Origin of the sequence: Paenibacillus doosanensis (assembly GCF_025060755.1) — a bacterium.
Taxonomy (GTDB): domain Bacteria; phylum Bacillota; class Bacilli; order Paenibacillales; family NBRC-103111; genus Paenibacillus_S; species Paenibacillus_S doosanensis.
Genome location: NZ_JANYUY010000001.1, coordinates 206,512 through 228,998, shown reverse-complemented (window position 1 = coordinate 228,998; position 22,487 = coordinate 206,512). Strand labels below are relative to the sequence as shown.

General features: G+C 54.0%; 20 protein-coding genes. 17 read left to right on the top strand and 3 right to left on the bottom strand.

Annotation, left to right across the window (positions count from 1 at the left end):
* Positions 1-157: 157 nt before the first annotated feature.
* The 9 genes from N0M98_RS01020 (at position 158) to yajC (ending at position 9,985) form a co-directional block, all read left to right on the top strand.
* Positions 158-1,927, top strand: coding sequence for a LysM peptidoglycan-binding domain-containing protein (locus N0M98_RS01020; RefSeq protein WP_259616685.1), 1,770 nt, complete (start codon positions 158-160; stop codon positions 1,925-1,927).
* A gap of 176 nt (positions 1,928-2,103) precedes the next feature.
* On the top strand, positions 2,104-2,772 hold the full coding sequence (locus N0M98_RS01015; protein ID WP_249862279.1) for a BofC C-terminal domain-containing protein: 669 nt from the start codon (positions 2,104-2,106) through the stop codon (positions 2,770-2,772).
* A 255-nt stretch (positions 2,773-3,027) separates the two neighbouring features.
* Complete coding sequence (gene ruvC, locus N0M98_RS01010; protein ID WP_249866489.1) at positions 3,028-3,531, top strand: crossover junction endodeoxyribonuclease RuvC; 504 nt, start codon at positions 3,028-3,030, stop codon at positions 3,529-3,531.
* Positions 3,528-4,166 carry a Holliday junction branch migration protein RuvA gene (ruvA, locus tag N0M98_RS01005; RefSeq protein WP_249862280.1) on the top strand — a complete coding sequence of 213 codons (639 nt, stop codon included), beginning with the start codon at positions 3,528-3,530 and terminating at the stop codon, positions 4,164-4,166. Before ruvC ends, ruvA begins: the two co-directional genes overlap by 4 nt.
* Before the next feature lie 13 nt (positions 4,167-4,179).
* Complete coding sequence (gene ruvB, locus N0M98_RS01000) at positions 4,180-5,187, top strand: Holliday junction branch migration DNA helicase RuvB (RefSeq protein ID WP_249862281.1); 1,008 nt, start codon at positions 4,180-4,182, stop codon at positions 5,185-5,187.
* Positions 5,188-5,252: 65 nt separating this feature from the next.
* The gene (locus tag N0M98_RS00995) at positions 5,253-7,400 is read left to right on the top strand and encodes a SpoIID/LytB domain-containing protein (RefSeq protein WP_259616684.1); all 2,148 of its coding nucleotides are present in this window, start codon (positions 5,253-5,255) and stop codon (positions 7,398-7,400) included.
* Between the two features lie 5 nt (positions 7,401-7,405).
* Positions 7,406-8,470, top strand: a complete 1,065-nt coding sequence (gene queA / locus N0M98_RS00990; protein WP_249862283.1) for a tRNA preQ1(34) S-adenosylmethionine ribosyltransferase-isomerase QueA — start codon at positions 7,406-7,408, stop codon at positions 8,468-8,470.
* A 32-nt stretch (positions 8,471-8,502) separates the two neighbouring features.
* The gene (tgt, locus tag N0M98_RS00985; protein WP_249862284.1) at positions 8,503-9,639 is read left to right on the top strand and encodes a tRNA guanosine(34) transglycosylase Tgt; all 1,137 of its coding nucleotides are present in this window, start codon (positions 8,503-8,505) and stop codon (positions 9,637-9,639) included.
* Positions 9,640-9,670: 31 nt separating this feature from the next.
* The gene (yajC, locus tag N0M98_RS00980; protein WP_249862285.1) at positions 9,671-9,985 is read left to right on the top strand and encodes a preprotein translocase subunit YajC; all 315 of its coding nucleotides are present in this window, start codon (positions 9,671-9,673) and stop codon (positions 9,983-9,985) included.
* A gap of 75 nt (positions 9,986-10,060) precedes the next feature.
* Here yajC and N0M98_RS00975 read toward each other — a convergent pair whose 3' ends face one another.
* Positions 10,061-10,420: a TIGR04086 family membrane protein gene (locus N0M98_RS00975; RefSeq protein ID WP_249862286.1), complete on the bottom strand. Its 360-nt coding sequence runs from the start codon at positions 10,418-10,420 to the stop codon at positions 10,061-10,063.
* 178 nt (positions 10,421-10,598) lie between these two features.
* On the opposite strand from N0M98_RS00975, the gene N0M98_RS00970 reads away from it, so the two are divergent.
* Together N0M98_RS00970 and N0M98_RS00965 are read left to right on the top strand one after the other, a co-directional pair.
* A complete protein-coding gene (locus tag N0M98_RS00970; protein ID WP_259616683.1) occupies positions 10,599-11,921 on the top strand; it encodes an SLC13 family permease in 1,323 nt (440 codons plus the stop codon).
* A 122-nt stretch (positions 11,922-12,043) separates the two neighbouring features.
* Complete coding sequence (locus N0M98_RS00965; RefSeq protein ID WP_259616682.1) at positions 12,044-12,718, top strand: DUF421 domain-containing protein; 675 nt, start codon at positions 12,044-12,046, stop codon at positions 12,716-12,718.
* 4 nt (positions 12,719-12,722) lie between these two features.
* Here N0M98_RS00965 and spoVB read toward each other — a convergent pair whose 3' ends face one another.
* Positions 12,723-14,291 carry a stage V sporulation protein B gene (gene spoVB, locus N0M98_RS00960; protein WP_259616681.1) on the bottom strand — a complete coding sequence of 523 codons (1,569 nt, stop codon included), beginning with the start codon at positions 14,289-14,291 and terminating at the stop codon, positions 12,723-12,725.
* Positions 14,292-14,516: 225 nt separating this feature from the next.
* On the opposite strand from spoVB, the gene N0M98_RS33755 reads away from it, so the two are divergent.
* From N0M98_RS33755 to N0M98_RS00930, 6 genes are all read left to right on the top strand, one after another.
* Positions 14,517-15,050 (top strand): post-transcriptional regulator, encoded by a 534-nt coding sequence (locus tag N0M98_RS33755; RefSeq protein WP_310942890.1) that lies wholly within the window; start codon positions 14,517-14,519, stop codon positions 15,048-15,050.
* A 137-nt stretch (positions 15,051-15,187) separates the two neighbouring features.
* On the top strand, positions 15,188-16,414 hold the full coding sequence (gene secD / locus N0M98_RS00950; protein ID WP_249862290.1) for a protein translocase subunit SecD: 1,227 nt from the start codon (positions 15,188-15,190) through the stop codon (positions 16,412-16,414).
* Positions 16,404-17,315, top strand: a complete 912-nt coding sequence (gene secF / locus N0M98_RS00945; RefSeq protein ID WP_259616680.1) for a protein translocase subunit SecF — start codon at positions 16,404-16,406, stop codon at positions 17,313-17,315. The genes secD and secF overlap by 11 nt, the downstream gene beginning before the upstream one ends.
* Positions 17,316-17,375: 60 nt before the next feature.
* Entirely contained in the window at positions 17,376-18,329 is a 954-nt protein-coding gene (locus N0M98_RS00940; RefSeq protein WP_259616679.1) for a cation diffusion facilitator family transporter, read from the top strand.
* A gap of 153 nt (positions 18,330-18,482) precedes the next feature.
* A complete protein-coding gene (gene recJ / locus N0M98_RS00935) occupies positions 18,483-20,930 on the top strand; it encodes a single-stranded-DNA-specific exonuclease RecJ (RefSeq protein ID WP_259616678.1) in 2,448 nt (815 codons plus the stop codon).
* Positions 20,927-21,439, top strand: a complete 513-nt coding sequence (locus tag N0M98_RS00930; protein WP_259616677.1) for an adenine phosphoribosyltransferase — start codon at positions 20,927-20,929, stop codon at positions 21,437-21,439. The genes recJ and N0M98_RS00930 overlap by 4 nt, the downstream gene beginning before the upstream one ends.
* A gap of 65 nt (positions 21,440-21,504) precedes the next feature.
* Here N0M98_RS00930 and mraY read toward each other — a convergent pair whose 3' ends face one another.
* Complete coding sequence (gene mraY, locus N0M98_RS00925; RefSeq protein WP_259616869.1) at positions 21,505-22,458, bottom strand: phospho-N-acetylmuramoyl-pentapeptide-transferase; 954 nt, start codon at positions 22,456-22,458, stop codon at positions 21,505-21,507.
* Positions 22,459-22,487 lie beyond the last annotated feature (29 nt).

The following is a 22,487-nucleotide window of genomic DNA, read 5'->3' as shown; positions in this document are numbered from 1 at the left end:
CGCGATGCACGGCTTTTATTTCCGTCAATGGCAGCTTAAGAGCTCTTAGGCAGTTCCCGTGGTGCTATGCGAAAAAGAGAAACGGCAGTCCGCAAGCGCTAGAGGAAGCGCGCGGGAAGATGCGTTTCTCCAAGAACATGTTAAGGAGGTTTATGCATTGAAAATCCATATGGTGAAGAAAGGCGAATCCCTCTACCAAATCGCACAAAAGTATAATGTTGATCTGGATAAGTTGATCGAGCTGAATCCGCAAATCGCTGATCCCAACGTCATTGATGTGGGCATGAAGGTGAAAATCCCCAATGCTCCGAAGCCGGTGGAACCGCCGAGCGACTATCTTTACAAACATACGGTAGTACAGGGGGATACGCTGTGGAAGCTGTCCAAAGCATGGAACATTCCCCTGAATGATTTGATTGCGGCTAATCCGCAGCTCAAAAATCCGAATGTGTTGATGACGGGAGATGTCGTATTTATTCCGAAAACGGGCGGCGGGCATCATCACCATCATAATCAGCAATCGAACCAAAATACGTATCCGTACCCCCACCACCCGGACAAAAAGAATACGGCTCCTATCGAAACGAAACCGGCAGAGCAAACGCCGGCGCCTGAAGCTCCGAATACGAACGTTTCTCCGATCACGGAAGTGCCGCAGCCGAATGTCGAAATGCCTGTCATGCCGAACATAAACCAAGGTCCGCAGTTTATGCCGGAGATGACGGCGATGCCGAATATGAACCAAGGTCCGCAGTTTATGCCGGAGATGGCGGCGATGCCGAATATGAACCAAGGCCCGCAGTTTATGCCGGAGATGACGGCGATGCCGAATATGAACCAAGGCCCGCAGTTTATGCCGGAGATGACGGCGATGCCGAATATGAACCAAGGCCCGCAGTTTATGCCGGAGATGACGGCGATGCCGAATATGAACCAAGGTCCGCAGTTTATGCCGGAGTCGACCGGCAAGCCGGAGATGAACCAGGCTCCGCAGTTCATGCCGGAGTCGACCGGCAAGCCGGAGATGAACCAGGCTCCGACATTTAGTCCGGAATCTACATTCATGCCAAGCTCGAACCAAAAGCCGCAATATGTTCAAAGCGAACAGACCATGCCGCAGCAATGGGGGCCGCCGCCGGGGCCGCTTACCGATAACGCATTCGGTATGATGCCGCAGGCGACGCCGAATATGCCGTTCCAGCCGTTCCAGCAGCCTTCTGCGAATTTGTTTCAGCAGTTCCAGGTTCCTGCCGTAGAAGCGATGTCGTACAATCAGCCGAATTTCAACGCTTGGCCGCAGCAGCAGCCGCCATTCCCGCCTATGCAGGCTATGCCGTCGGCCAATCAAATGCCTTATCAAAACTTCGCGGCGCCAATGGCTTCGTATCCGCAATTCGGACCGAATGCAGGCGGCTGCGGCTGCGGAGGCCAAGTATCGCCCGCTTTTGATCAGGCGATGCCGTATGGTTACGGGCCTCAAATGGAGAATCCGTTTATGGCTCAGTCGGCAGGCCAGCCGTTCCCGGGCATGCCTTTTCCCAACATGGGAATGCCCTTCCCGAACGCACCTTATCCGACGGCGGTGAGTCCAACTTCCGAAGCGCCTTGTTATCCGTTTGAACCGGCGATGAATACCGCATTTCCCGGACCGGTTTATCCTATGTACGGTCAGCAGGTTTCGCCGTTCTCGGCTCCTTTCGAGGAAGGGCCCTCAGGCAAATCCAAAGGCCGCGACGATGAAGAGCAAGAGGAGTATGACTCACAGGTGACGATCTCCCGCAAGGCGGAGCAGACGACCGCGAAAAACGCCAAAAAAAAACGTAAATCCCCGGAAGCGGCCATTAGCCGGCTGGTGAAAAATACGCGCCGCAACCGTTCGGGATCGAACAAATCGACCTCCCAGAAAACGCCGTGGATTAACCTGTAATCAGAAAAATACCATGATAGGCTGCAGGCCGGAAGCGAAACGCTTTCGGCCTTTTCGGCGCGTACAGAGCAAGGGGATCGGAGGGTAGAAAGGACGATTATTCGGCATCGGTATAATCATTCGTATCCATGGGAAAAATAGTAAAAACATCATACTGACGTTAGAAGGGGATTCGAATGATTCTTCTGAGCTTGCTGAATAAAATAAAGAAAAAGCTGCGCTGGAAGCGTCGTTGGTTAACTTTGGCGGCTGTTCTGCTGCTGGCGGGATTAAGCACGGCGGCGGCCGCGCTGCTGCACTCGATGACGGCGCCTGAGGAGCGGGGCTGGTCCGGAGCGGATCAATCCGTATTCGGGCGGCAGGTTAAACCGTCGGAACAATCGGAGGAAGAAGTTAAGGCTATGCTGAAGCAAATGGAAGGTCAGCGCGAAGCATTTACCAAAAAAGCATATGTTTGCGGCGATGAGCTGCAAATGCTCGGCAGCATGTCGGCTTCGCAAATTTTTGACTACCACAAGAAGCATCCGGCCTTAACGGTTGTGCTCGGAGAAGACGGCCGCGTCTATTTTACGGAGCGGGTGGACGATTTGTCTCCGCAGTGCAAGACCAACGCCTACTTCGGGCTGGACGCTCAAGGGAATCTTTCCCTGTTTGAAGGAGTGCCGGAAGGAAAACAGGTAATTCGCACGTTTTTCCAGCTGAACATCGAGTTTTTGGAGAGCAGCCTGCCGAGCGAGACGGTCAAGCAGCTGTACCGGGGCATTCCCGTAAGCAACCTGGACGAGTATAACAGCGTGCTATCGACCTTTGCGGACTTTGCCGTCGAGGAAACGCCCAAGCACTAAAAGGGTGGTGAACAATGCCGGCTGCGCTTGCGAAAGCATCTTCCGATTCTCAGCGGGCTATCGACCGCAAGCCGCGCATAAATCACCGCGCTTCTAAAGACGCCTTCGTCTCTTAATGACGGAGGCGTCTTTCTTTTCGGCTGCGGACAGAGCGATTGTTGAGCCTTTTGGGGCGTGTTCATGCGCGGTAATATCTGCTATAATGGCATGGGAACACATATGTTCGCTTTTAGGCAGGATGGGAGAGTGCGCGTTTTGCGAATTATGGGGATCGATCCGGGGATCGCGATTGTCGGCTTCGGGTTTATTGATAAGCAGGGCTCCCGGCTTGTGCCGGTACAATACGGAAGCATTCAGACCGAAGCGCATACGGACGGGGCGCTGCGGCTGAAAATGGTGTACGAGGCTACGGTGCAGCTGATCGAGAAGTACAAACCGGATGCCGTGGCTATCGAGAAGCTGTTTTTTAACCGGAACGTCACGACGGCGTTTACGGTGGGGCAAGCTCGCGGGGTGATGATGCTGGCCGCCGTTCAGAAGGATATTCCGATAGGCGAATATACGCCGCTTCAAGTGAAGCAGGCCGTTGTCGGATACGGCAAGGCGGAGAAAAAGCAGGTGCAGGAAATGGTGCGCATGTTTCTGAATTTGTCAGCCGTTCCGAAGCCGGACGATGTCGCGGATGCGTTGGCAGTGGCGATTTGTCATGCCCACACCTCGACGTTCGAACAAAAAGTAAACGGGGTACATAAACGATGATCGATTTTTTGAGAGGCATTATTGTACATAGGGAAACGGAATATGTCGTTGTGGACGTCAGAGGCGTGGGCTACCGCGTCTTTTGCCCGAATCCGTATGCGGCGCAGTTGAAGGAAGGGGAGGAGACGACCCTGTTCATTCATTATCATGTGCGCGAAGATGCGCATCTGTTGTTCGGTTTTATATCCCGCGAGGAGCAATCGCTGTTCAGGCTGCTGCTTGAGGTCAGCGGCATCGGACCTAAGGTGGCGATCGGAGTGCTTGCCGGCGGAGGAAGGCCCGAGGTTATCGCCACGGCCATTCAGCAGGAGAATTTGAGCTTCTTGACGAAACTGCCCGGCATCGGACGCAAGACGGCTCAGCGGATGGTTCTGGACCTGAAGGATAAGCTGGGAGCGATATCCGCGGATAAGGACCCTTTCGCCGCTTTTACGGCAGGAGCGGGGCTGGCGGCCGAGCCGCAGGGCACGGGAGCATGGAGCGAAGCGAAGGCGGCGCTGATTGCGCTCGGCTACACGGAGGCGGAGGCCGACCGGGCCGGCCAGGCGATCAAGTCCAAGCTGCAGGGCGGCGAAGCCGTCGACGCGGTGATGAAGCTGGCGCTGCAGGCGCTGTATCAGCAGTCGCTTAAGTAAAAGGAGGTTCACCATGGATGAACGGATCATATCCGCGAACCTGATGATGGAAGATCAGGGAATGGAGCTGAGCCTGCGCCCCCGCTATTTGGCCGAATATATCGGGCAGACGCAGGCGAAGGAAAATTTGAAAATTTATATAGAAGCGGCCAAGATGCGCAAGGAAGCGCTGGACCATGTGCTGCTGTACGGGCCGCCGGGGCTCGGCAAGACGACGCTGTCGAACATTATCGCCAACGAGCTTGGAGTGAACGTGCGTACGACATCGGGACCGGCGATCGAACGCCCGGGCGATTTGGCGGCGATCTTGACGAACCTGCAGGAAGGCGACGTGCTGTTCATCGACGAAATTCACCGCTTGCACCGCACGGTAGAGGAAGTGCTGTACCCGGCTATGGAGGATTTTGCGCTCGATATTATTATCGGCAAAGGGCCGAGCGCGCGTTCGGTCAGGCTCGATCTCCCGGCCTTTACGCTGGTCGGGGCTACGACGCGGGTAGGGCTCTTGTCGGCGCCGCTGCGGGACCGCTTCGGCGTCGTCAGCCGGCTCGAGTATTACACCGTAGACGAGCTCGCTTATATCGTCAGCAGAACGGCCGATATTTTGCAGGTGCAAATCGTCGGCGAGGCGTCCGATGAGATCGGCAAGCGTTCGCGCGGAACGCCGCGCATCGCCAACCGGCTGCTGAAGCGGGTGCGCGATTACGCCCAGGTCAAGGGCGACGGCATCATTACGCTCGACATCGCGCAGAAAGCGCTGCTCGGCATCCAGATTGATCATCTGGGCCTCGACGAGATCGACCACAAAATGCTGCGGGCCATCATACTAAGCTTTCAGGGCGGGCCGGTCGGACTCGATACGATTGCGGCGACGATCGGAGAAGAAAGCCAGACGATCGAAGATGTGTACGAGCCGTATTTGCTGCAAATCGGTTTTTTGCAGCGCACGCCGCGAGGCCGTATGGCAACGCATTTGGCCTATCGTCATCTGGGGCTGCCGGTGCCTGACGGCAATAACTGACCGCTTGTATGGCAAGTGGAAGGGAAGAGTGCGCTCATCCAACGTTAGAAAGGGGAACGCTGAACATGAGGAAGCTTCGGCCTTCACTTGGTTCTATGTATAAAATCATCGCCGGCATATGCATCGCAGGCGCGGGATGGGGAGCTTCGGCGACAATCCCGAAGCTTAATCAGCCGGCTTATGCGGCTGCCGCTTTGCCTAAGCTGGATTCGATAAGAGTCGCCCTGTTTGTGGACACGGGCAAATATAATGTCACTGCGTCTTATGTCACCTTGTCCTCGGATCAAGGGCTGAATATCGCTTATCGGGGCTCGGCGGGAGCCGATAAGCAGGTCTTTGCCGTCGACGGCAAAACGCCGGCTGCCGTTTCTCTCGACGGCTACCGCGCGCTGCTGTGGGAAGGCTCGGACGCCGCGTCCGCCAAGGCGCTGGTAGACAAGCTTACCGCCTCTAACGAAAGTCCCGTCGTTTTGGCGGCTTCCAAGCTCGGCCAAACGGTATATCAGGTGACGCTCGGACCTTACGCCACCAAGGAAGCGGCGGCGGCCGCTTTGAGCAAGGCTTCGGCGGGCGCGGCGGCAGGCGGCGCTCTGAAGGGCTTTGCGCCGAGCGTAAAAGGCCCGCTTCATTGGAATGCCGGCGTTTACGCGAGCGAAGCGGAAGCCGACGCGCAGGCGGCAGCCGTCGGCGCAGCGGGCTTCGACGCCGGCGTCGCCTATATCGCTGCGGGGGCGGGGGCTCCTGCCTACGCAGTATTGGCCGGGGCGGCGGCCGACGAGAAGGAGCTTGCCGCCGTGAAGCAGCAGCTGAGCTCGTCGCTGCCGTCGGCCGTTTTGCAGCCGCTTGATGCCTCGGCAGCCTACATATTGAAGCGGAACCAACTGGACGTAACGTCGCAGCCGTCGGCGCCGATGCCGCACTATATGGCCGGCGGAGCCGGCGCCAAGCTTGCGGTCACCGCCGGCGGCCAAGGGACCGTGACCGTGAAGGAACGGTTCGGAAGGGCGTACCGGGGAGCTTTGGAGATTTCCCCGTATAACGGGAAGCTTGCGGTCATTAATGAGCTGCCGTTCGAGCAATACCTGGTTTCGGTCATCAGCTCGGAGCTGAGCAAGGATTGGCCCAAGGAAGCTCTGAAGGCGCAGGCCGTTGCGGCCCGAACCTATGCGTTGAAGCAGGGGATGAAATATGCGATCGCCCATGTTTCCGATTCGACTCAAGACCAGGCTTATCAGGGAGCGGGCGCCGAATTTGCGGCGGCGGCCGAAGCGGTGCAGGCTACGACCGGGGAAGTATTGACGGATAAGAGCGGCTTGATCGAGCCTTTGTTTTATTCCAATGCGGGAGGAATGACGGCCGATTCGAGCGAAGTCTGGGGCAATAAGGTCGATTATTTGAAGAGCGCTCCGAGCCCTGACGATGGTGCCGAAAAAGGAAAGGCGATATGGTACCTCATCGTGCTTCCGAACGGTCAGTCCGGTTATATTCACTCGGACTATGCCCGCGATACGGGGCAAAAAAATGCCGCAGGGTTGCCTTATTACGAATCGAACGGTACGGGAGTCAGCGTACGTCCGGCCCCTTACGTCGATAACGCGGCCAACCCGGCCAGCTTCAAGGTCGATATCGGCGACCGTTTCGTCGTGATCGATCAGGCCGTCGAATCGAATGCTTATTCGTGGATACGCGGGCCTTTTGACGCAAGCAAGTTGAAGGATAAGGTCAATTCGGTGCTTCCGAAGCCGATTGCCGGCAGTCTCGATCAGCTGGAAGTATCCAAACGGGGAGAATCGGGACGCGTCATCGAGATGGCCGCCAACGGTCAGGTGATGAAGCCGGCATACCCGGACGCATACCGCACTTTGCTGAACAATTTGCCCAGCACCCGGTTTGATATTGAAGATACGGGAAGGTATACTATATTGGGAGCGGGCAATACGGTGCGCAGTCAGTCCCCTGCATCGCCCGGGATTTATGTCGCCTCCGGCTCGGATAAGCCGCAGCAGCAAACGGCGGCGCAGCTGTTCATTATGAACGGGGACAACAAAGCCCGGCTCAAAGACAAGCAGTCCCGCTATATTTTCAAAGGAACCGGTTACGGTCACGGCTTAGGGTTATCCCAATGGGGCGCCAAAGGCTACGCCGAGCTCGGTTACGACTATAAAAAAATATTGCAGACCTACTACGTAGGAGTCTCGATAACCAAGGAATGACGACAATGCAAGTAGAATGGTTCGATTATGAATTGCCGGAGTCGCTAATTGCGCAGACTCCGCTGCAAGAGCGCACTTCATCCAGATTGCTCACATTGAGCAAAACGACCGGAGCGATCCGGCATCAAACTTTTGAACAACTGATCGATTATCTGGAAGCCGGGGATGTACTCGTGTTGAACGATACGCGGGTTTTGCCAGCCCGGCTTTTTGGCATCAAGGCGGATACCGGGGCCAAGGCGGAGGTGCTGCTGCTCAAGCAGTTGGAGGGAGACCGCTGGGAGGCGCTGGTGAAGCCCGGCAAACGGCTGAAGATAGGCTCCGTCATTGAATTCGGAGAGGCCGACGACGACGCAGGCGGGCCGAGAACGGCCCTTTTGACGGCTACGGTCGAGGAAGAGCTGGAGATGGGCGGCCGGATTCTCAGCTTCAAGTACGAAGGCATATTCAATGAACTGCTGGACCGTCTGGGACAAATGCCGCTTCCACCGTATATTAAGGAGCAGCTTCCCGAGCGCGAGCGGTATCAGACCGTTTATGCCCGGCACGAAGGTTCCGCAGCGGCTCCTACGGCGGGACTTCATTTTACGCGCGATTATTTGAATAGGCTGGAACAAAAAGGTATACAATTAGCCTATATTACGCTTCACGTCGGCCTCGGGACGTTCCGTCCGGTTTCGGTGGAAGATGTGGAAGCGCACAGCATGCACGAAGAATATTACGAAGTAAGCGCGGAAGCGGCTGAGCTTATTAATGCGGCAAAGGCTAACGGACGGCGAGTTGTCGCTATCGGCACGACGTCGTGCCGCACGCTGGAGACCGCAGCGAAGGTTAGCACGGAGAAGGGACGCCTTGCGGCTTGCAGCGGCTGGACGAATATTTTTATCTACCCCGGTTATGAATTCCAGATGGTCGATGCGCTGCTGACGAATTTTCATTTGCCGAAGTCGACGCTGCTCATGCTGATCAGCGCGCTGGCGGGCAGAGAGCATGTAATGGCGGCATATCGCGAAGCGGTAGAACGGGAGTACCGGTTCTTCAGCTTCGGCGACGCGATGTTTATTTATTAATCAGCAGGATATATAGAAAGAAGTGATTTTCATTGGCAGCAGTAACCTATGAACATATTAAAACTTGCAAGCAATCCGGGGCCCGTCTAGGCAGGGTGCATACGCCGCACGGCGTCATCGACACGCCGGCGTTCATGCCGGTCGGCACGCAGGCTACCGTCAAAACAATGAGTCCGGAAGAATTGAAGCAGATGGACGCCCATATTATTTTGAGCAATACGTATCATCTGTTTTTGCGTCCGGGACACGATATCGTGAAGCGGGCTGGGGGCCTGCACCGGTTTATGAACTGGGACCGCCCGATTTTGACCGACAGCGGCGGGTTTCAAGTGTTCAGCTTGAGCGAGATGCGCAAAATTACCGAGGAAGGCGTTGCATTCCGCTCTCATTTGAACGGGGACAAGCTCTTCATTTCGCCGGAGAAATCGATCGAGATTCAGAATGCCCTCGGTTCCGACATTATGATGGCTTTTGACGAATGCCCTCCGTATCCGGCCGAGCACAGCTATGCGAAGCAATCCCTTGAGCGGACGACGCGCTGGGCGGAACGCTGTCTGAAGGCGCACGCGCGGCCTCAGGACCAAGCGCTGTTTGCCATCGTGCAGGGCGGCATGTATGAAGATTTGCGCAAACAAAGCGCCGCCGAGTTGACTTCCATGGATTTCCCGGGGTATGCTATTGGTGGATTAAGCGTAGGCGAGCCGAAGCATTTGATGTATGAAGTATTGGATTACACCGTGCCGCTGCTGCCTGCGGGCAAGCCAAGGTATTTAATGGGAGTGGGGTCGCCCGACGCGCTGGTTGAAGGCTCGATCCGCGGCGTCGATATGTTTGACTGCGTCCTGCCGACACGCATCGCCCGCAACGGTACCGTGATGACCAGTTCGGGACGGCTTGTCGTGCGGAATGCGAAATATGCCGAAGATTTCGGACCGCTCGATCCGGAATGCTCGTGCTATACATGCCGCAATTATTCGCGCGCGTATATTCGCCATTTGATCAAGGCGGACGAGACGTTCGGCATTCGTCTTACTACGTATCACAACTTGCATTTCTTGCTGGAGCTGATGCGTCAAGTAAGACAAGCTATTCAGGAAGACCGGCTGCTAGATTTCCGCGATCATTTTTTTGAAAAATACGGGATCGATGAAAACGGAAAAGGGTTTTAAACGTATAGTATAAGGAAAGGGGGGAAAGCAAATGTGGTTAGCGGCAAATGAGCCGGCTCAAACGGCCGGTATCGAAAGTTATTTGTATACATACGGTCCGTTGGTATTGATGTTCGTAGTGCTGTATTTCTTATTGATTCGTCCTCAGCAAAAACGCCAAAAAACCCGCAGCATGATGCTCGGCAACTTGAAGAAGGGCGATAAAGTAGTGACGATCGGCGGATTGCACGGCACGATTTTGGAGCTGTCTGACGATACGGTCATCCTGCGCGTCAACGATGTAACCAAGCTGACGTTCGAACGTTCGGCTGTGAACGCGGTATCTTCCGGCGAAGACAAGAAGTAGCTGCCGGCTTTCTCAAGCTTCACACACGAAAATGCGAGCCTCCCGTAGAAGGAGACTCGCATTTTTTCGTTGCCGTTATTTTTTCATATTGACGCCGAGAATGCCGCCGAGCGAGCCTGCGCCGAAGGTTAAACCTAGCAAATAGAGAGTTTGCTCGGTCAACCCGGAATCATAGGCCAAAAATCCGACTATACATACAATGATACAATAGACGACGCCGAGTATGCCTCCGTGATACCAGCCGCGGGTTCCGCTTCGTTTGCCGGATACGATGCCTCCGATGAACATGGCTACGCCATGAATGGACATCGTATAGCCGAACAAGGAGGATTCCTGGAGACTGGTTGCCAGCATCAGCAAAGAGATCATCAGCGTCCCTAGCAGCATGAAGATCATAGAATACATCAAGCCGGATAAAAGAGGCGATTGCTTCATCTTTCGACTCCCCCATTCAAGAGCATTTATCATCATTGTATGGGCGCGTACATAAAATTAGTACATGTTGTTCTGGACGCCTGAAGGCGGATCAAGTATAATGGCGGATACATCTGATCGCCTATCTATGCGGGAAAGCGGAGCAGCGTGACTACGAATAGAAAGGATGGAGATATCTATGGATGCGATTCAACCTGCCGCTGCGTGGCAAATCATTGCAGCCGTTATTATTTTTATTATCGCATACGGTCTTATGTTGACGGGAACGGTGCATCGGGCGGCCGCTGCGTGGGGAGGCGCCGTGCTGATGCTGGCGCTCGGCATCGTTTCCTTGTCGTCCGCGTACCGGACTCATATCGCCTGGCAAACGATCGGTCTGCTGATCGGAATGATGATCTTGTCCGGCGTCACGGCAAGAACCGGATTGTTTCAGTACATAGCGCTGAAATCGGCGCAAAAAGCGCAGGGCAGCGCGCCGAAGCTGCTCGTTCTTCTGTCTGTGATTGCCGCTGCGGGCTCGGCGGCGGTAGATCCGGTAGTCACCATGATCGTGCTCGTGCCTGTGACGATCCGCATCGCAAGCGCACTGGGAATTAGCGCCCTTCCTTTTCTCGTTGCTGAAATGTTGACGGGCACCGTCGGAGGAACAGCCACCTTAATAGGTTCCGCGGGAAATATGCTGCTCGGTTCTTCCGGGCTGACAGGACTTACGTTCAACGGATTTTTACTCCATTTGGCTCCGTTATCGGTTCTTCTGTTGGCGGTTCAACTGCTTGTGCTGTGGAGAGTTTACGCCAAGGAGTGGAAGGAGACGCCCGTAAACAGAGACGAGCTCATGTCTTTGGATGCTTCCGCTTATATGCCAAGCCGTTCCTTATTGCTTAAAGTATGGATCGTGTGGGCTCTTACGCTGATAGCGTTCCTGCTGCATCAGCCGCTTCGAATGCCTGTGGCCGCCATTGCCTTGATCGGAGCGCTTCTGCTAGTTATCCTGACCGTAAGAAGCAGGACGGAAGCGGAAGAGGCGGTTCATTCCGTCGAGTGGGGGACGGCGGGGGCTTTGATCGCAGTATTCATTTTGGCCGGAGGCTTGGCCGACACGGGAGTTTGGGAGACATTAGCCGTCAAGACGATGGAGCTGACGTCCGGCAATTTAATGTTCGTGTCGCTGCTTGTTCTGTGGGTATCCGGGATCGTGTCCGCGGCGGTGGACCAAGCTCCGCTCGTTGCGGCGATGATTCCGCTGATCCGGCAGATCGGGGCTCATATGGAGCTCGCTTTCGGTTGGCAGCTCAATCCGGTATGGTGGTCGCTCGCTCTGGGAGCCGGTCTCGGAGGGGGAGCAACGCTGATAGGGTCGCACGCCAATCTGATTGCCGCGGGAATCGCCATGAAAGAAGGCCGCGGCATCCCGTTCGCCAAATTTATGAAAATCGGCATACCGCTTACTTTGCTGTCGCTGCTTATATCGACGGTGTATGTCATGGCCGTGTTTTTCTAAGTTCGCATTTGCCAACAATTCGTAAGCTTGCGGATTGCATGACACCGCCGAGTAAAGGTCAAAATACCCATGGGTAACAGTCCTGTCTTTGCTACTACTATCGTAGGAGGATCATGGATAACATGGAGATTTTGGCCCTTTTTTTGCGCACCGTTCTCGTTTATTTCATCGTGCTCCTTACTTTGCGGATCATGGGCAAACGGGAGATCGGGAAGCTGTCTTTATTTGATCTGGTCATATCCATCATGATTGCGGAAATCGCCGTATTCGTGCTGGAGGATTTGAATAAGCCGCTGCTCGAAGGAGTCGTTCCGATGGTCACGCTGGTGATCGTCCAGTTGGGGATTGCTTATATTTCGCTGAAAAACGAAAAAGTGCGCCGCCTCGTCGAAGGAAGGCCCGCCTTCCTTATTCAGAACGGAAAGCTGAACCGGGAAGTGATGAAAAAGCATCGTTACAATCTGGACGATTTGCTGCTGCAGCTGCGGCAAAATAAAATCGTGGATGTGGCCGATGTGGAATTCGCCATATTGGAGCCGTCGGGAAAGCTGACTGTCGTCGAAAAAGAAGAGGCCGCAGGCAAGCCTGCAGCCGCACAAGCGACGATCCGTTATGAAGGATTGCCTCTGCCGCTTATCATGGACGGCAAAGTTCAGGACGATAGTTTGACGAAACTCGGCAAAACCCGTTTTTGGCTGAAAAGCCAGCTTCAAGCGAAGGGCATCCACGATTTTAAAGACGTGTTTTTTTGTACGGTGGATCACCGCGGCAAATGGTTTATCGACAAGAAAAGATAACGGGCTATTTGACGAATTTGCGGCCGATCCAGATGAGCCTAAGCAAATCGTTGCGGTCGATAAGCTTAAGCATGACGGAGCACATAAGGTACAGTAACAGGCCGATGCCGCTGGATGCGATAAAACGAACGGCTTCATTTTCGACCCAAGGATAGTACATCAAACCGTGGCATGCGAGGCCCGATACCGTCATGGCGAGGCCGACCTTCAAGAAGTCTTTCCAATCCATACGAAACCGGAGCAGCTTGGACACACTGCGCCAATGCAAAATCGTTACAAGCATAATATTGACATTGATCGCCATAACGGCTCCCAATATCCCGAACTGCGGCTTGCTGGCCAGCCAATAAATGAGCGACAGCTTGACGACGGAGCCGGTCAATGTGTTGACGAGCGCGCTGCCCGGCCGCTCCAGCGCCTGCAGCGTAGCCTGCAAAGGAGCTTGGAAATAAATGAACAAGGCGATCGGCGCCATCATTTTGAGCATGGATGCGACTTGGCTTTGTCCATAAAAGTAATAGCATAGCGGTTCGGCAAGCACGAACATGATCATCGCAAACGGGCCGCCGGTTACCAGCGCGAGCTTCAGCGATTGATGGAGCCGGGAGTGAATGGTCTTCATATCGTTTTGGGCCGCCGCTTCCGATAAAGACGGAATGAGTGAGACGGAGAGCGAATAGGTCAAAGCGCTGGGCAGCATGAGGATCGGCATGACCATTCCTTGCAGGGCGCCGTATTGGGCGGTTGCCGTTTTGGTCGCGACGCCGGCCAGCGCAAGGCTGCGGACAATAACGATCGATTCGAAGAAATAAGAGCAGGAGCCTACGAGCTTGCTGCCCGTGATCGGGAACGCCAGCTTCAAAAGATGCTTCAGCTCCGCGCGGCGGCTGATCGCGGACAATAGATCCGGCTTGGCTCTTGTCATGGAGCGCGAGCCCCCGCGGCGGCTGCGGCGGTATAGAACGTACAGGACCAGCAGGGCGCATATTTCTCCCGCCAGCACCCCTGCCATCGCTCCGGCCGCCGCATATTCGATACCGTAAGGAAGCATCAGGTAAGCGAAGGCCAGAACGGTTACGATCCTCACGAGCGTCTCCGCGACTTGCGACAGCGCCGTTGGAATCATGTTCTGTCTGCCTTGAAAATAACCGCGATAGACGGAGCCGATTCCGACGATCAGTATGATCGGCGTCATCATCATGAAAGTGTAGTATACTCTGGAATCCGTTAACAAATAGGTGGAAATCCACCTTGCCGACAGCAGGCTGGCTGCTGTAAACAAAGTGCTGAGCGCCAAGGAGAGAAGCATGGATAGCCGGAAAATGCGGCGAATCCGCCCCTCGTCCCCTGCCGCCTCCGCCTCGGCAACCAGCTTGGCGATCGCAATCGGAATACCCCCGGTAATAAGGGTCAAGATGACGATCAGGAACGGGTATCCCATCTGATACAACCCGACGCCTTCGGCGCCGATGACGCGCGGCAGTGTGATCCGGGGGATGAATCCGAGAATGCGGTTAATGATTCCGGCGGCAAGCAGAATGAGCGTGCCTTTGATAAACGATTGTTTGGTCACGTTGGATTCCTACTTCCTCCCTTATAGTTTATTAAAGAATATGCTGGACCTGTCCCCATGCATGCCTTTTTTTGACCGCCTGGACGGAAGGGAGGGCCGCCGGCGGCGACGGGGGCTCATCGCAGGTTCCGGCACCGGGAATTTCCTCTTGCCGTAAGGAAGGAAATACACCTTGCGCATCGAATTAATTAACGACGATGCTGAACCGCGAGGAGGTTGATAGTGATGGATCACGAGGAACGGAATACACAGCGGGACGGGGATGCAGAGGCTTCCGATTCGATGTCGGAGGCAAGTGCGGAGAAAGAGCAGGCGGCCGGAGCGGCGGAGCCGACCGGGACGGGAGCGGAGGCTGAGCCGGGCTCCGGCGAAGAAGGAGATAGTCTAAAGGAGGCCGCCGTCTCGCTGGAAGACCCGGCGGTTTTGGCGGTGGAGGAAGCGTCCGAATTCGAATCGCGATTTGAAACGGCGCTTGACGCAGCTCCCGGCCATGAACCCGAAGCCGAAATCGAAATGCTGTCGGATGATGAGCTGAACGAAGTCATCGAGAGCATTTGCACCAGCAAGGCCGAGGAATTCAGAATGATCGGATACGAGCATGTGACCGGCAAGGACATTTGGGAATGTGTCAGCGACAAATACCGCAAGACGGGATCGCCGCCGCTGCACAGAGTGGTCAACGATATTTTATCGCTGAAAGTGACGAGCTTCATGAACTGGATGACGATGAGCATCTATAAGACCAACCCTTTCCAATGAAGAAAGGGTTATTTGTTGTGCATTCCGGTCTTCTTCGGGAAAACGGGAATTTTTTGCGTCATTCATCGCCAAATTGACTCGTTTTTCGCAGGTGGGTATAATAGGAATATTGAGTATGGAAGGAGATCGTTAACCACATGAAACGGATAGTTGCTTTTTTGGCGGTCGTGGTCATTACTTTCGGCCTTGTCGCCTACTTCACTCCGGGATTAGTGAAGAACATTAAACTCGGTCTAGACTTAAAAGGTGGGTTCGAAATCCTGTATGTGGCCGAGCCGGTCGAAGCAGGAAAGTCGGTGACGAAAGAGTCGCTTAAACAAACGGCCAACAGCTTGATGAAACGGGCGGACAGCCTCGGTATCGCCGAACCGGAAATAACGACGGAGGGCAATGACCGCATTCGCGTGCGTCTGGCCGACGTCAAAAACGAAGAAGAGGTTCGGAAAAAGATCAAGAAGCCCGCAGAGCTGACATTCCGGGGACCGGACGGCACTAAAGAGATGCTGGGCAGCGATTTCGTGGAAGGCGCGGCCAAAGTTGAGTTCGACCAATCCAACCGCCCTATAATCAGCATCAAAGTGAAAGATCCGGACAAATTCAAGCAAGTAACGGAGAAGCTTCTCGGGAAGCCTCTGGCTATTTATCTGGATGAAAACGAGCTTTCCGCTCCTGTCGTCAACAGCGTCATTCAGGATGGAAATGCTACGATCTCAGGCAACTATACGTTCGATGAAGCGAACAGTCTGGCGAACACGATTAACCTGGGCGCCCTGCCGCTCAAATTAACCGAAAAATATACGCAGGTGGTAGGCGCCTCGCTCGGCCAGCTGTCCTTGCAGCAAACCGTTGAAGCCGGTTTGATCGGCGCAGCGTTGATCCTTATCTTCATGTTGGTGTTCTACCGTCTGCCGGGGCTAATTGCGGCGATTACTTTGATCACCTACATGTTCCTGCTGCTTGTGGCGTTCTGGCTCATGAGAGCGACGCTGACATTGCCGGGCATCGCGGCGTTTATCCTCGGGATGGGGATGGCGGTCGACGCCAACATCATCACCTACGAACGTATTAAAGAAGAAATTCGCAGCGGCAAGAGCCTGCTGTCTTCCTTGAAATCAGGCTCCAAGCATTCGTTCCGCACGATTATGGACGCCAATATTACGAACCTGATTTCCGCCGTCGTGCTGTATTATGTCGGCAACGGAGCGATACGGGGCTTCGCCTTGACGACGATTATGAGTATTATTTTGAGTATTCTCACAAACGTTTTCTTATCGCGGTGGTACATTCATCTGGTTATCAAGAGCAATCTCTTCAAGAAACCTGCTTATTACGGTGTAAAGGAGTCGGAAATTCGTGGACTATAAAAATCACTTTGACTTCATGAAAAACCGTAATAAGTTTTTCATCGCTTCCATTGCCATCCTGATAATCGGATTGATCGTGCTTGTTGCTATGAATCTGAATTACGGCGTCGACTTCAAAGCGGGTACATCGCTGGATATTAATGTAGGACAAGCCGTAACGAAGGAAAAGGTAGATCAAACATTTGAAGGCGCCGGCGTGAAGCCGGCGATTACGACCATCAGCGGCAACAATGATCATATATCGGCGCGGTTCGATACGATCTTGTCCGAAGATGAGCTTAAGAAGGTCAGTACGGCCATGACGACGACTTTTGGCGATAAAGTATCGCAGGAAGTCAATACGGTATCGCCGGATATTGCTAAGGAGCTTGGCTATAAAGCGATGCTTGCGGTAGCGATCGCCAGCGTGGCGATATGTATTTATGTCAGCATCCGTTTCGAGTGGCGGTTCGCCGTTGCGGCTATCATTGCGATTTTGCATGACGCGTTTATCGTTATCGCCGTATTTGCAATTTTCCGGCTTGAGGTTAACCTGCCGTTTTTGGCTGCCGTACTCACGACGATCGGGTATTCGATCAACGATAAGATCGTTATTTTCGACCGTGTCCGGGAAAATTTGCGCTTCTCCAGAATCAAGTCCAGCGAAGATTTGTCCAATATGCTGAACGCAAGCATATGGCAAACGATGGCCCGTAATATTAACACGGTTATTACGGTTTTGATAGCCGCGGTATGTTTGTTCATCTTCGGAAGCGAGTCCATCAAGCTGTTCGCATTGGCCAAAATCGTCGGCTTGACATCAGGCGCATACTCCTCCGTATGTATTGCCACACCGCTGTGGTATTTGCTTAAAAACAAATCCTTAGGTTCTAAAACTAGGGCAGCTGCAGTAAAAGAATAATAGCCGGCCGCGCGAAATTACGTTTCCGCGGCCTTTACAATTCACTTGAGGAGTGGCTCCATGTCTGATGAACGGTTTCAACAGGCGCGTTTTGGCGCTTGGATCGGTATTGTCGGCAATATCGTGCTCGCGGTCATGAAGGGAGTTTTCGGTGTCATGTCAGGGAGCAAGGCGCTGGTGGCCGATGCACTTCGCTCCGCAACGGAAGCGGCCTGTTCTATCGTCGCCATGCCGGGTTTTCGGACTGTCAAGAGTTCTCCGGACAAAGATTATCCGTACGGGCAAGGTAAGGCGGAGTCTTTTACTGCTATTATTATTTCAGTCATCCTTCTTTTAATCGGTTTGGAGACGGCGCTGTCCTCGGTTCGAGTCATGCTGGCGGACTACCTCTCGGCGCCTAAGCCCATCGCTTTCATTGCTATTGCCGTAGCGATCGTCGTGAAAGAAGCGATGTTCCAATATAAGTATCGTCTCGGAAAACGGATTTCAAGCCAATCCTTAATGGCAAACGCCTGGAAACACCGTTCGGATATTTATTCTTCTCTTGTCGCGCTTGTCGGCGCAGGGGGAGCGATTCTCGGTCATTACCTGGGAAATACACATTTGTATTATTTGGACCCGATAGCCGCACTCTGTATCGCCGTACTGATTATTCGAACAGGACTGGACCGCATCAGACAAACGGTTCAAAAATCCGCGGAGCACGCGCTGCAGCAGGAGGACGTTGCCGAGCTGATTCGTACGGTACAGGCTGTAAAGGGAATTATCGCAGTTGACGAGCTTCGGGCAAGAGAACATGGACATTATGTCATTGTTGACGTTAAAATAAGCGTAAACCCAAGAATTTCGGTAATGGAAGGGCATGATCTCGCCAAGCGGGCCAAGCATATGCTGATGTCGCGTTTCTCGCATATTGCCGACGTATTGATTCATGTAAATCCGTACGATGGCGGATATCCCTATAAGAATAATGCGGATTCAAGTCAAGATGAATATCCGACGCTGCTGCACTAAAGTGTGCTATATTAGATAAAAGCTTTCGAAGCAAGTTTTGCTTCCGGCAAAACTCAAAGTTAATGCTTACGAAGACGGCTTTCCTGCGAGGAAAGCCCGGATTATGCTTACGAAGATGGCTTTCTTTGCAGGAAAGCCCTTAGGAGGGACAGCATGCTGCAATCACGAGCAAGATGGAAAATAAGCGAGACGGATTCAAAGCAAGCAGAGGAATTGGCCGGGCAACTGGAGATTTCTCCATTGCTGGCCCATCTGCTTATAAGCCGTGGGATGACGGATCAAGAGCATGCTGCCGCATTTTTATTTGGAGGAACGGATCATATCCACGATCCGTTCCTTTTAGATGGTATGGAACAAGCGGTAGTACGCATACGCCAGGCATTGGAGCGCGGGGAAAAAATCCGCATCTACGGCGATTACGATGCAGACGGGGTCAGCAGCACGACGCTGATGGTACATTTACTTAGAACGCTGGACGCTTCATTCGATTATTACATACCTCATCGCGTGCATGAAGGATACGGCATGAACAAGCCGGCCGTCGATCTGGCGAAGCAGGAAGGCATCTCGCTCATTATTACGGTCGATACGGGAATCAGCGCGGTGGAAGAGATCGCCTATGCGTCAGAGCTGGGCATTGATGTTATCGTCACCGACCATCATGAGCCGCCGGAAGTGCTTCCCGAAGCTTACTCGGTCATTAATCCGAAAAAGCCGGGATGCCCTTATCCGTTCAAGCAGCTGGCCGGTGTCGGCGTCGCCTTGAAGCTGGCTCAGGCGCTGCTCGGGCGCTGGCCCGAGGAGCTGCTCGAATTCGCCGCTATCGGAACGGTAGCGGACTTGATGCCGCTGCTCGGCGAGAATAGAGCTATCGTCAAGCAGGGGATCAAGCGGATGCAATCCTCGGCCAACTGGGGAATCCGCGCGCTGCTGGACGTGTCCGGCGTGCAAATGAAAGATGTGAACGCTACGCATATCGGTTTCTCGCTCGCGCCTCGTATTAACGCAAGCGGACGATTGAACAATGCGGACGACGCCGTCCGGCTGCTTATTACGGACAGCGAGCAGGAAGCCGAGCATCTCGCTTACGATCTGGACTCGCTCAATAAGGAACGCCAGCGCATTGTAGACGACATGACCAGGCAGGCCATGAGCATGATGGAGGAGCGCAAAGCGTCCGGCGGTTTGAACAAAGTTATCGTGCTCGCTCACGAGGATTGGAACGTAGGCGTCATCGGCATCGTGGCCTCGAAGCTGATGGACCGTTTTTACCGCCCGACCCTCATCTTGGGCATCGATAAGGAAACCGGGCTTGCCAAAGGCTCCGCCCGTTCGATTGCCGGCTTCGACTTGTACCAGGCGCTCAGCCATTGTCACGATTTGATGGAGCATTTCGGCGGGCATCAAGCGGCTGCGGGGATGACCTTATCCAAAGACCATCTTCCGGAGCTGGAGCGACGCCTCAACGTATTGGCCGAAGAATGGCTGAAGCCGGGCGATTTCATTCCGCTGCTGCACGCGGATATGGAATGCGCTCTGGACGAGGTCGGCGTAGAGACGATCCGCCAGCTGGAGCAGCTGGGACCGTTCGGCATGGGGAACCCGCAGCCGAAGTTCGTATTTACGAACATCCGCTGTCAAGAGCTGCGGACGATCGGCAAGGAGCAGCAGCATGTTAAGATGACGCTGATCAAAGGCGGCGGCGAAGCCGCGGCAACGCTCGATGCCGTCGGTTTTAACAAAAGCGCGGCGCTCCCCTGGATTTCTCCGTCCGCATCGATGGACATCTTGGGAGAACTGTCCATCAACGAATGGAACGGCGTGCGTAAGCCGCAAATTATGATTCAGGACATTCGCGTTCCGCACGTGCAATTGTTCGACTGGCGGGGAGCTTCAAGCAAGCTTGAATTCAAGCTTAGGGAGCTGAACAGCCGCGTAAGTCCTCTGGCAGAAGCGGAGGAAGGCAGCGGACAGCCGGCTGTCATCACGTTTCATCCGGAAGATAAACAGGTCAGAATGAAATTTATGAACACTTATCCGGTATGGGGGATGGACCCGGCGACAGGACAAGGCTCTCCGCTTAACGAGCCCGCCAGGCGCAAGCCTTTATCCGCTGTCAAGGATTTGGTATTATACGATTTGCCGGCACAGCTCGGGGCGCTCGAGCAGGTCATCGTTTCGGCGTCGGGCGCCGAGCGCTGGTATGCCGTATTCTCGGGTTCTCCGGCGAATCAGGGGCCGCTTCCGAACCGCGACATATTTAAAACCGTCTACGGCGCCGTGCTGAAACTGGGGGACCAAGCGTTTCCGGCCTCGTATATCACGGAAGCATTGTCCAGACGATCGGGGCAATCGCAGCAATTGATTCAATTTATTCTGGATGTATTCGAAGAGCTCGGCTTCATCCAGCGCCGTCCGGAAGGGTACAGGGCGGTATCTAATCCGGCCAAGAAAGATCTGACGGCATCAAGATTATACCGGCAGCGCCAGCATAGCTTGGACGTCGAACAGACGCTGGTTTATTCCAGCGCTCAAGAATTGCACGAATGGATAAGCGGCAAGCATAAACAGATGAAACCATCATTGGAGGAAATCATATGAATTTCAAAGAGTATATTCGCGTCATCGAGGATTTTCCGCAGCCGGGCATCAGCTTCAAGGATATTACTACGCTGCTTAATAACGGGCCTGTTTATAGGGAAGTCATCCGGGAGCTTGCGCGTCAGCTGAAAAACAAGCAGATCGATCTGATCGCAGGACCGGAAGCAAGAGGCTTCGTCATAGGCGCGCCTCTGGCCGTCGAGCTGGGAGTCGGATTCGTTCCGATTCGTAAAAGCGGCAAGCTGCCCGGAAAAACCATCGAGGCCGACTATGCGCTTGAATACGGCAAAGACAAGCTGGCTATGCACGACGACGCCATCAAGCCGGGACAGAAGGTGCTGATTGCCGACGATCTGCTGGCTACGGGAGGCACGATCGCTACCTCGATCAATTTGGTGAACCAACTTGGCGGCGATGTGATCGGAGCCGCATTCCTGATCGAGCTGGAAGAGCTCAACGGCCGCGAGAAGCTGGGCGCTATCGATATTGTTTCCCTTGTGAAATATTAAGTTGGACTGTTTTGGAAGCGAAAGCTCCTCATACCTCTTGTGTATGGGGGGCTTTTCTCTTGGCATCACATCGCATAAGCCCACAATAGCCAACTGATCAGCGAGCAGAGTGCGGATACGCCTCCGAAAATCCAGACGATTTTCGTTTCGCTCCAGCCGTATTTCAAGCTGTAATGATAATGAACGGGCGTCATTTTGAACAGGCGCAGCCGCGTTTTTTTGTAATACCAGACCTGCAAAATGACCGACAGCTGCTCGGCGAAATAAACAAAAAACAGGATCGGCACAAGAATCTCGACTTTTTCGATAACGGCCAGAAAAGACAGCGATCCTCCGATGGCCAGAGAGCCGGTATCTCCCATAAAAGCTTTGGCCGGATACATATTGTAGATGAGCAGTCCGAGCAAACCGGCGATCATGGCGATGCAGAACAGCTGTACTTCCCATGAAGAGGAGATGGCAAAGAAAAAGAAATACGTCGGAATCGACGAGAAGATCAGCAGGCCGTCCAAGCCGTCCGTAAAGTTTACCGCGTTGGCCGTACCGATAATGAACAGCATAATAACGGCTATGTATAGGATCGGGGGCAGTTCAAGCCCGGAAGAAAATAAAAGACGCACGGTCGTATCGAGCGGAGTCAACTGGCTGTAGTAATAAAGCATCGCAGCGGCGGCGGCGCTTTGCAGCAGAAGCTTGGCCGAGCCGCTTATTCCGCCAGGGTCCTGCAAAACGGCTTTTTTCATATCGTCAATGCAGCCGATGATGCTGAATAGCAAATAGACGGAGCTGAGGAAAATAATGAGATCCCCCGGATGCGTCGCCAGCAGCACGACATTGCCTATCATGAGAATAATGCCCGCCATCAGCGGCGTTCCGCGCTTCGCTTGGTGATCTGCCGGAAGCTGCGAACGAATCGGCTGGGTCAACCGAAGCGTCCTCAAACCGCGGATCAGAACAGGGCAGAGCGCGGCGACAATCACGAAGGTCATGGTAAAAATAGTCAGACTGACGATAAGCATCGGATTCACTTCCTTTACGGTTCGGATGA

Coding starts and splice junctions, on each gene's coding strand:
- N0M98_RS33755 (WP_310942890.1), top strand. CDS start 14,517: ATGGATCACGAGGAACGGAATACACAGCGGGACGGGGATGCAGAGGCT.
- mraY (WP_259616869.1), bottom strand. CDS start 22,458: ATGCTTATCGTCAGTCTGACTATTTTTACCATGACCTTCGTGATTGTC.
- N0M98_RS00930 (WP_259616677.1), top strand. CDS start 20,927: ATGAATTTCAAAGAGTATATTCGCGTCATCGAGGATTTTCCGCAGCCG.
- N0M98_RS00975 (WP_249862286.1), bottom strand. CDS start 10,420: ATGAAGCAATCGCCTCTTTTATCCGGCTTGATGTATTCTATGATCTTC.
- yajC (WP_249862285.1), top strand. CDS start 9,671: ATGTGGTTAGCGGCAAATGAGCCGGCTCAAACGGCCGGTATCGAAAGT.
- queA (WP_249862283.1), top strand. CDS start 7,406: ATGCAAGTAGAATGGTTCGATTATGAATTGCCGGAGTCGCTAATTGCG.
- N0M98_RS00965 (WP_259616682.1), top strand. CDS start 12,044: ATGGAGATTTTGGCCCTTTTTTTGCGCACCGTTCTCGTTTATTTCATC.
- N0M98_RS00995 (WP_259616684.1), top strand. CDS start 5,253: ATGAGGAAGCTTCGGCCTTCACTTGGTTCTATGTATAAAATCATCGCC.
- secD (WP_249862290.1), top strand. CDS start 15,188: ATGAAACGGATAGTTGCTTTTTTGGCGGTCGTGGTCATTACTTTCGGC.
- N0M98_RS00970 (WP_259616683.1), top strand. CDS start 10,599: ATGGATGCGATTCAACCTGCCGCTGCGTGGCAAATCATTGCAGCCGTT.
- ruvA (WP_249862280.1), top strand. CDS start 3,528: ATGATCGATTTTTTGAGAGGCATTATTGTACATAGGGAAACGGAATAT.
- N0M98_RS00940 (WP_259616679.1), top strand. CDS start 17,376: ATGTCTGATGAACGGTTTCAACAGGCGCGTTTTGGCGCTTGGATCGGT.
- N0M98_RS01015 (WP_249862279.1), top strand. CDS start 2,104: ATGATTCTTCTGAGCTTGCTGAATAAAATAAAGAAAAAGCTGCGCTGG.
- recJ (WP_259616678.1), top strand. CDS start 18,483: ATGCTGCAATCACGAGCAAGATGGAAAATAAGCGAGACGGATTCAAAG.
- ruvB (WP_249862281.1), top strand. CDS start 4,180: ATGGATGAACGGATCATATCCGCGAACCTGATGATGGAAGATCAGGGA.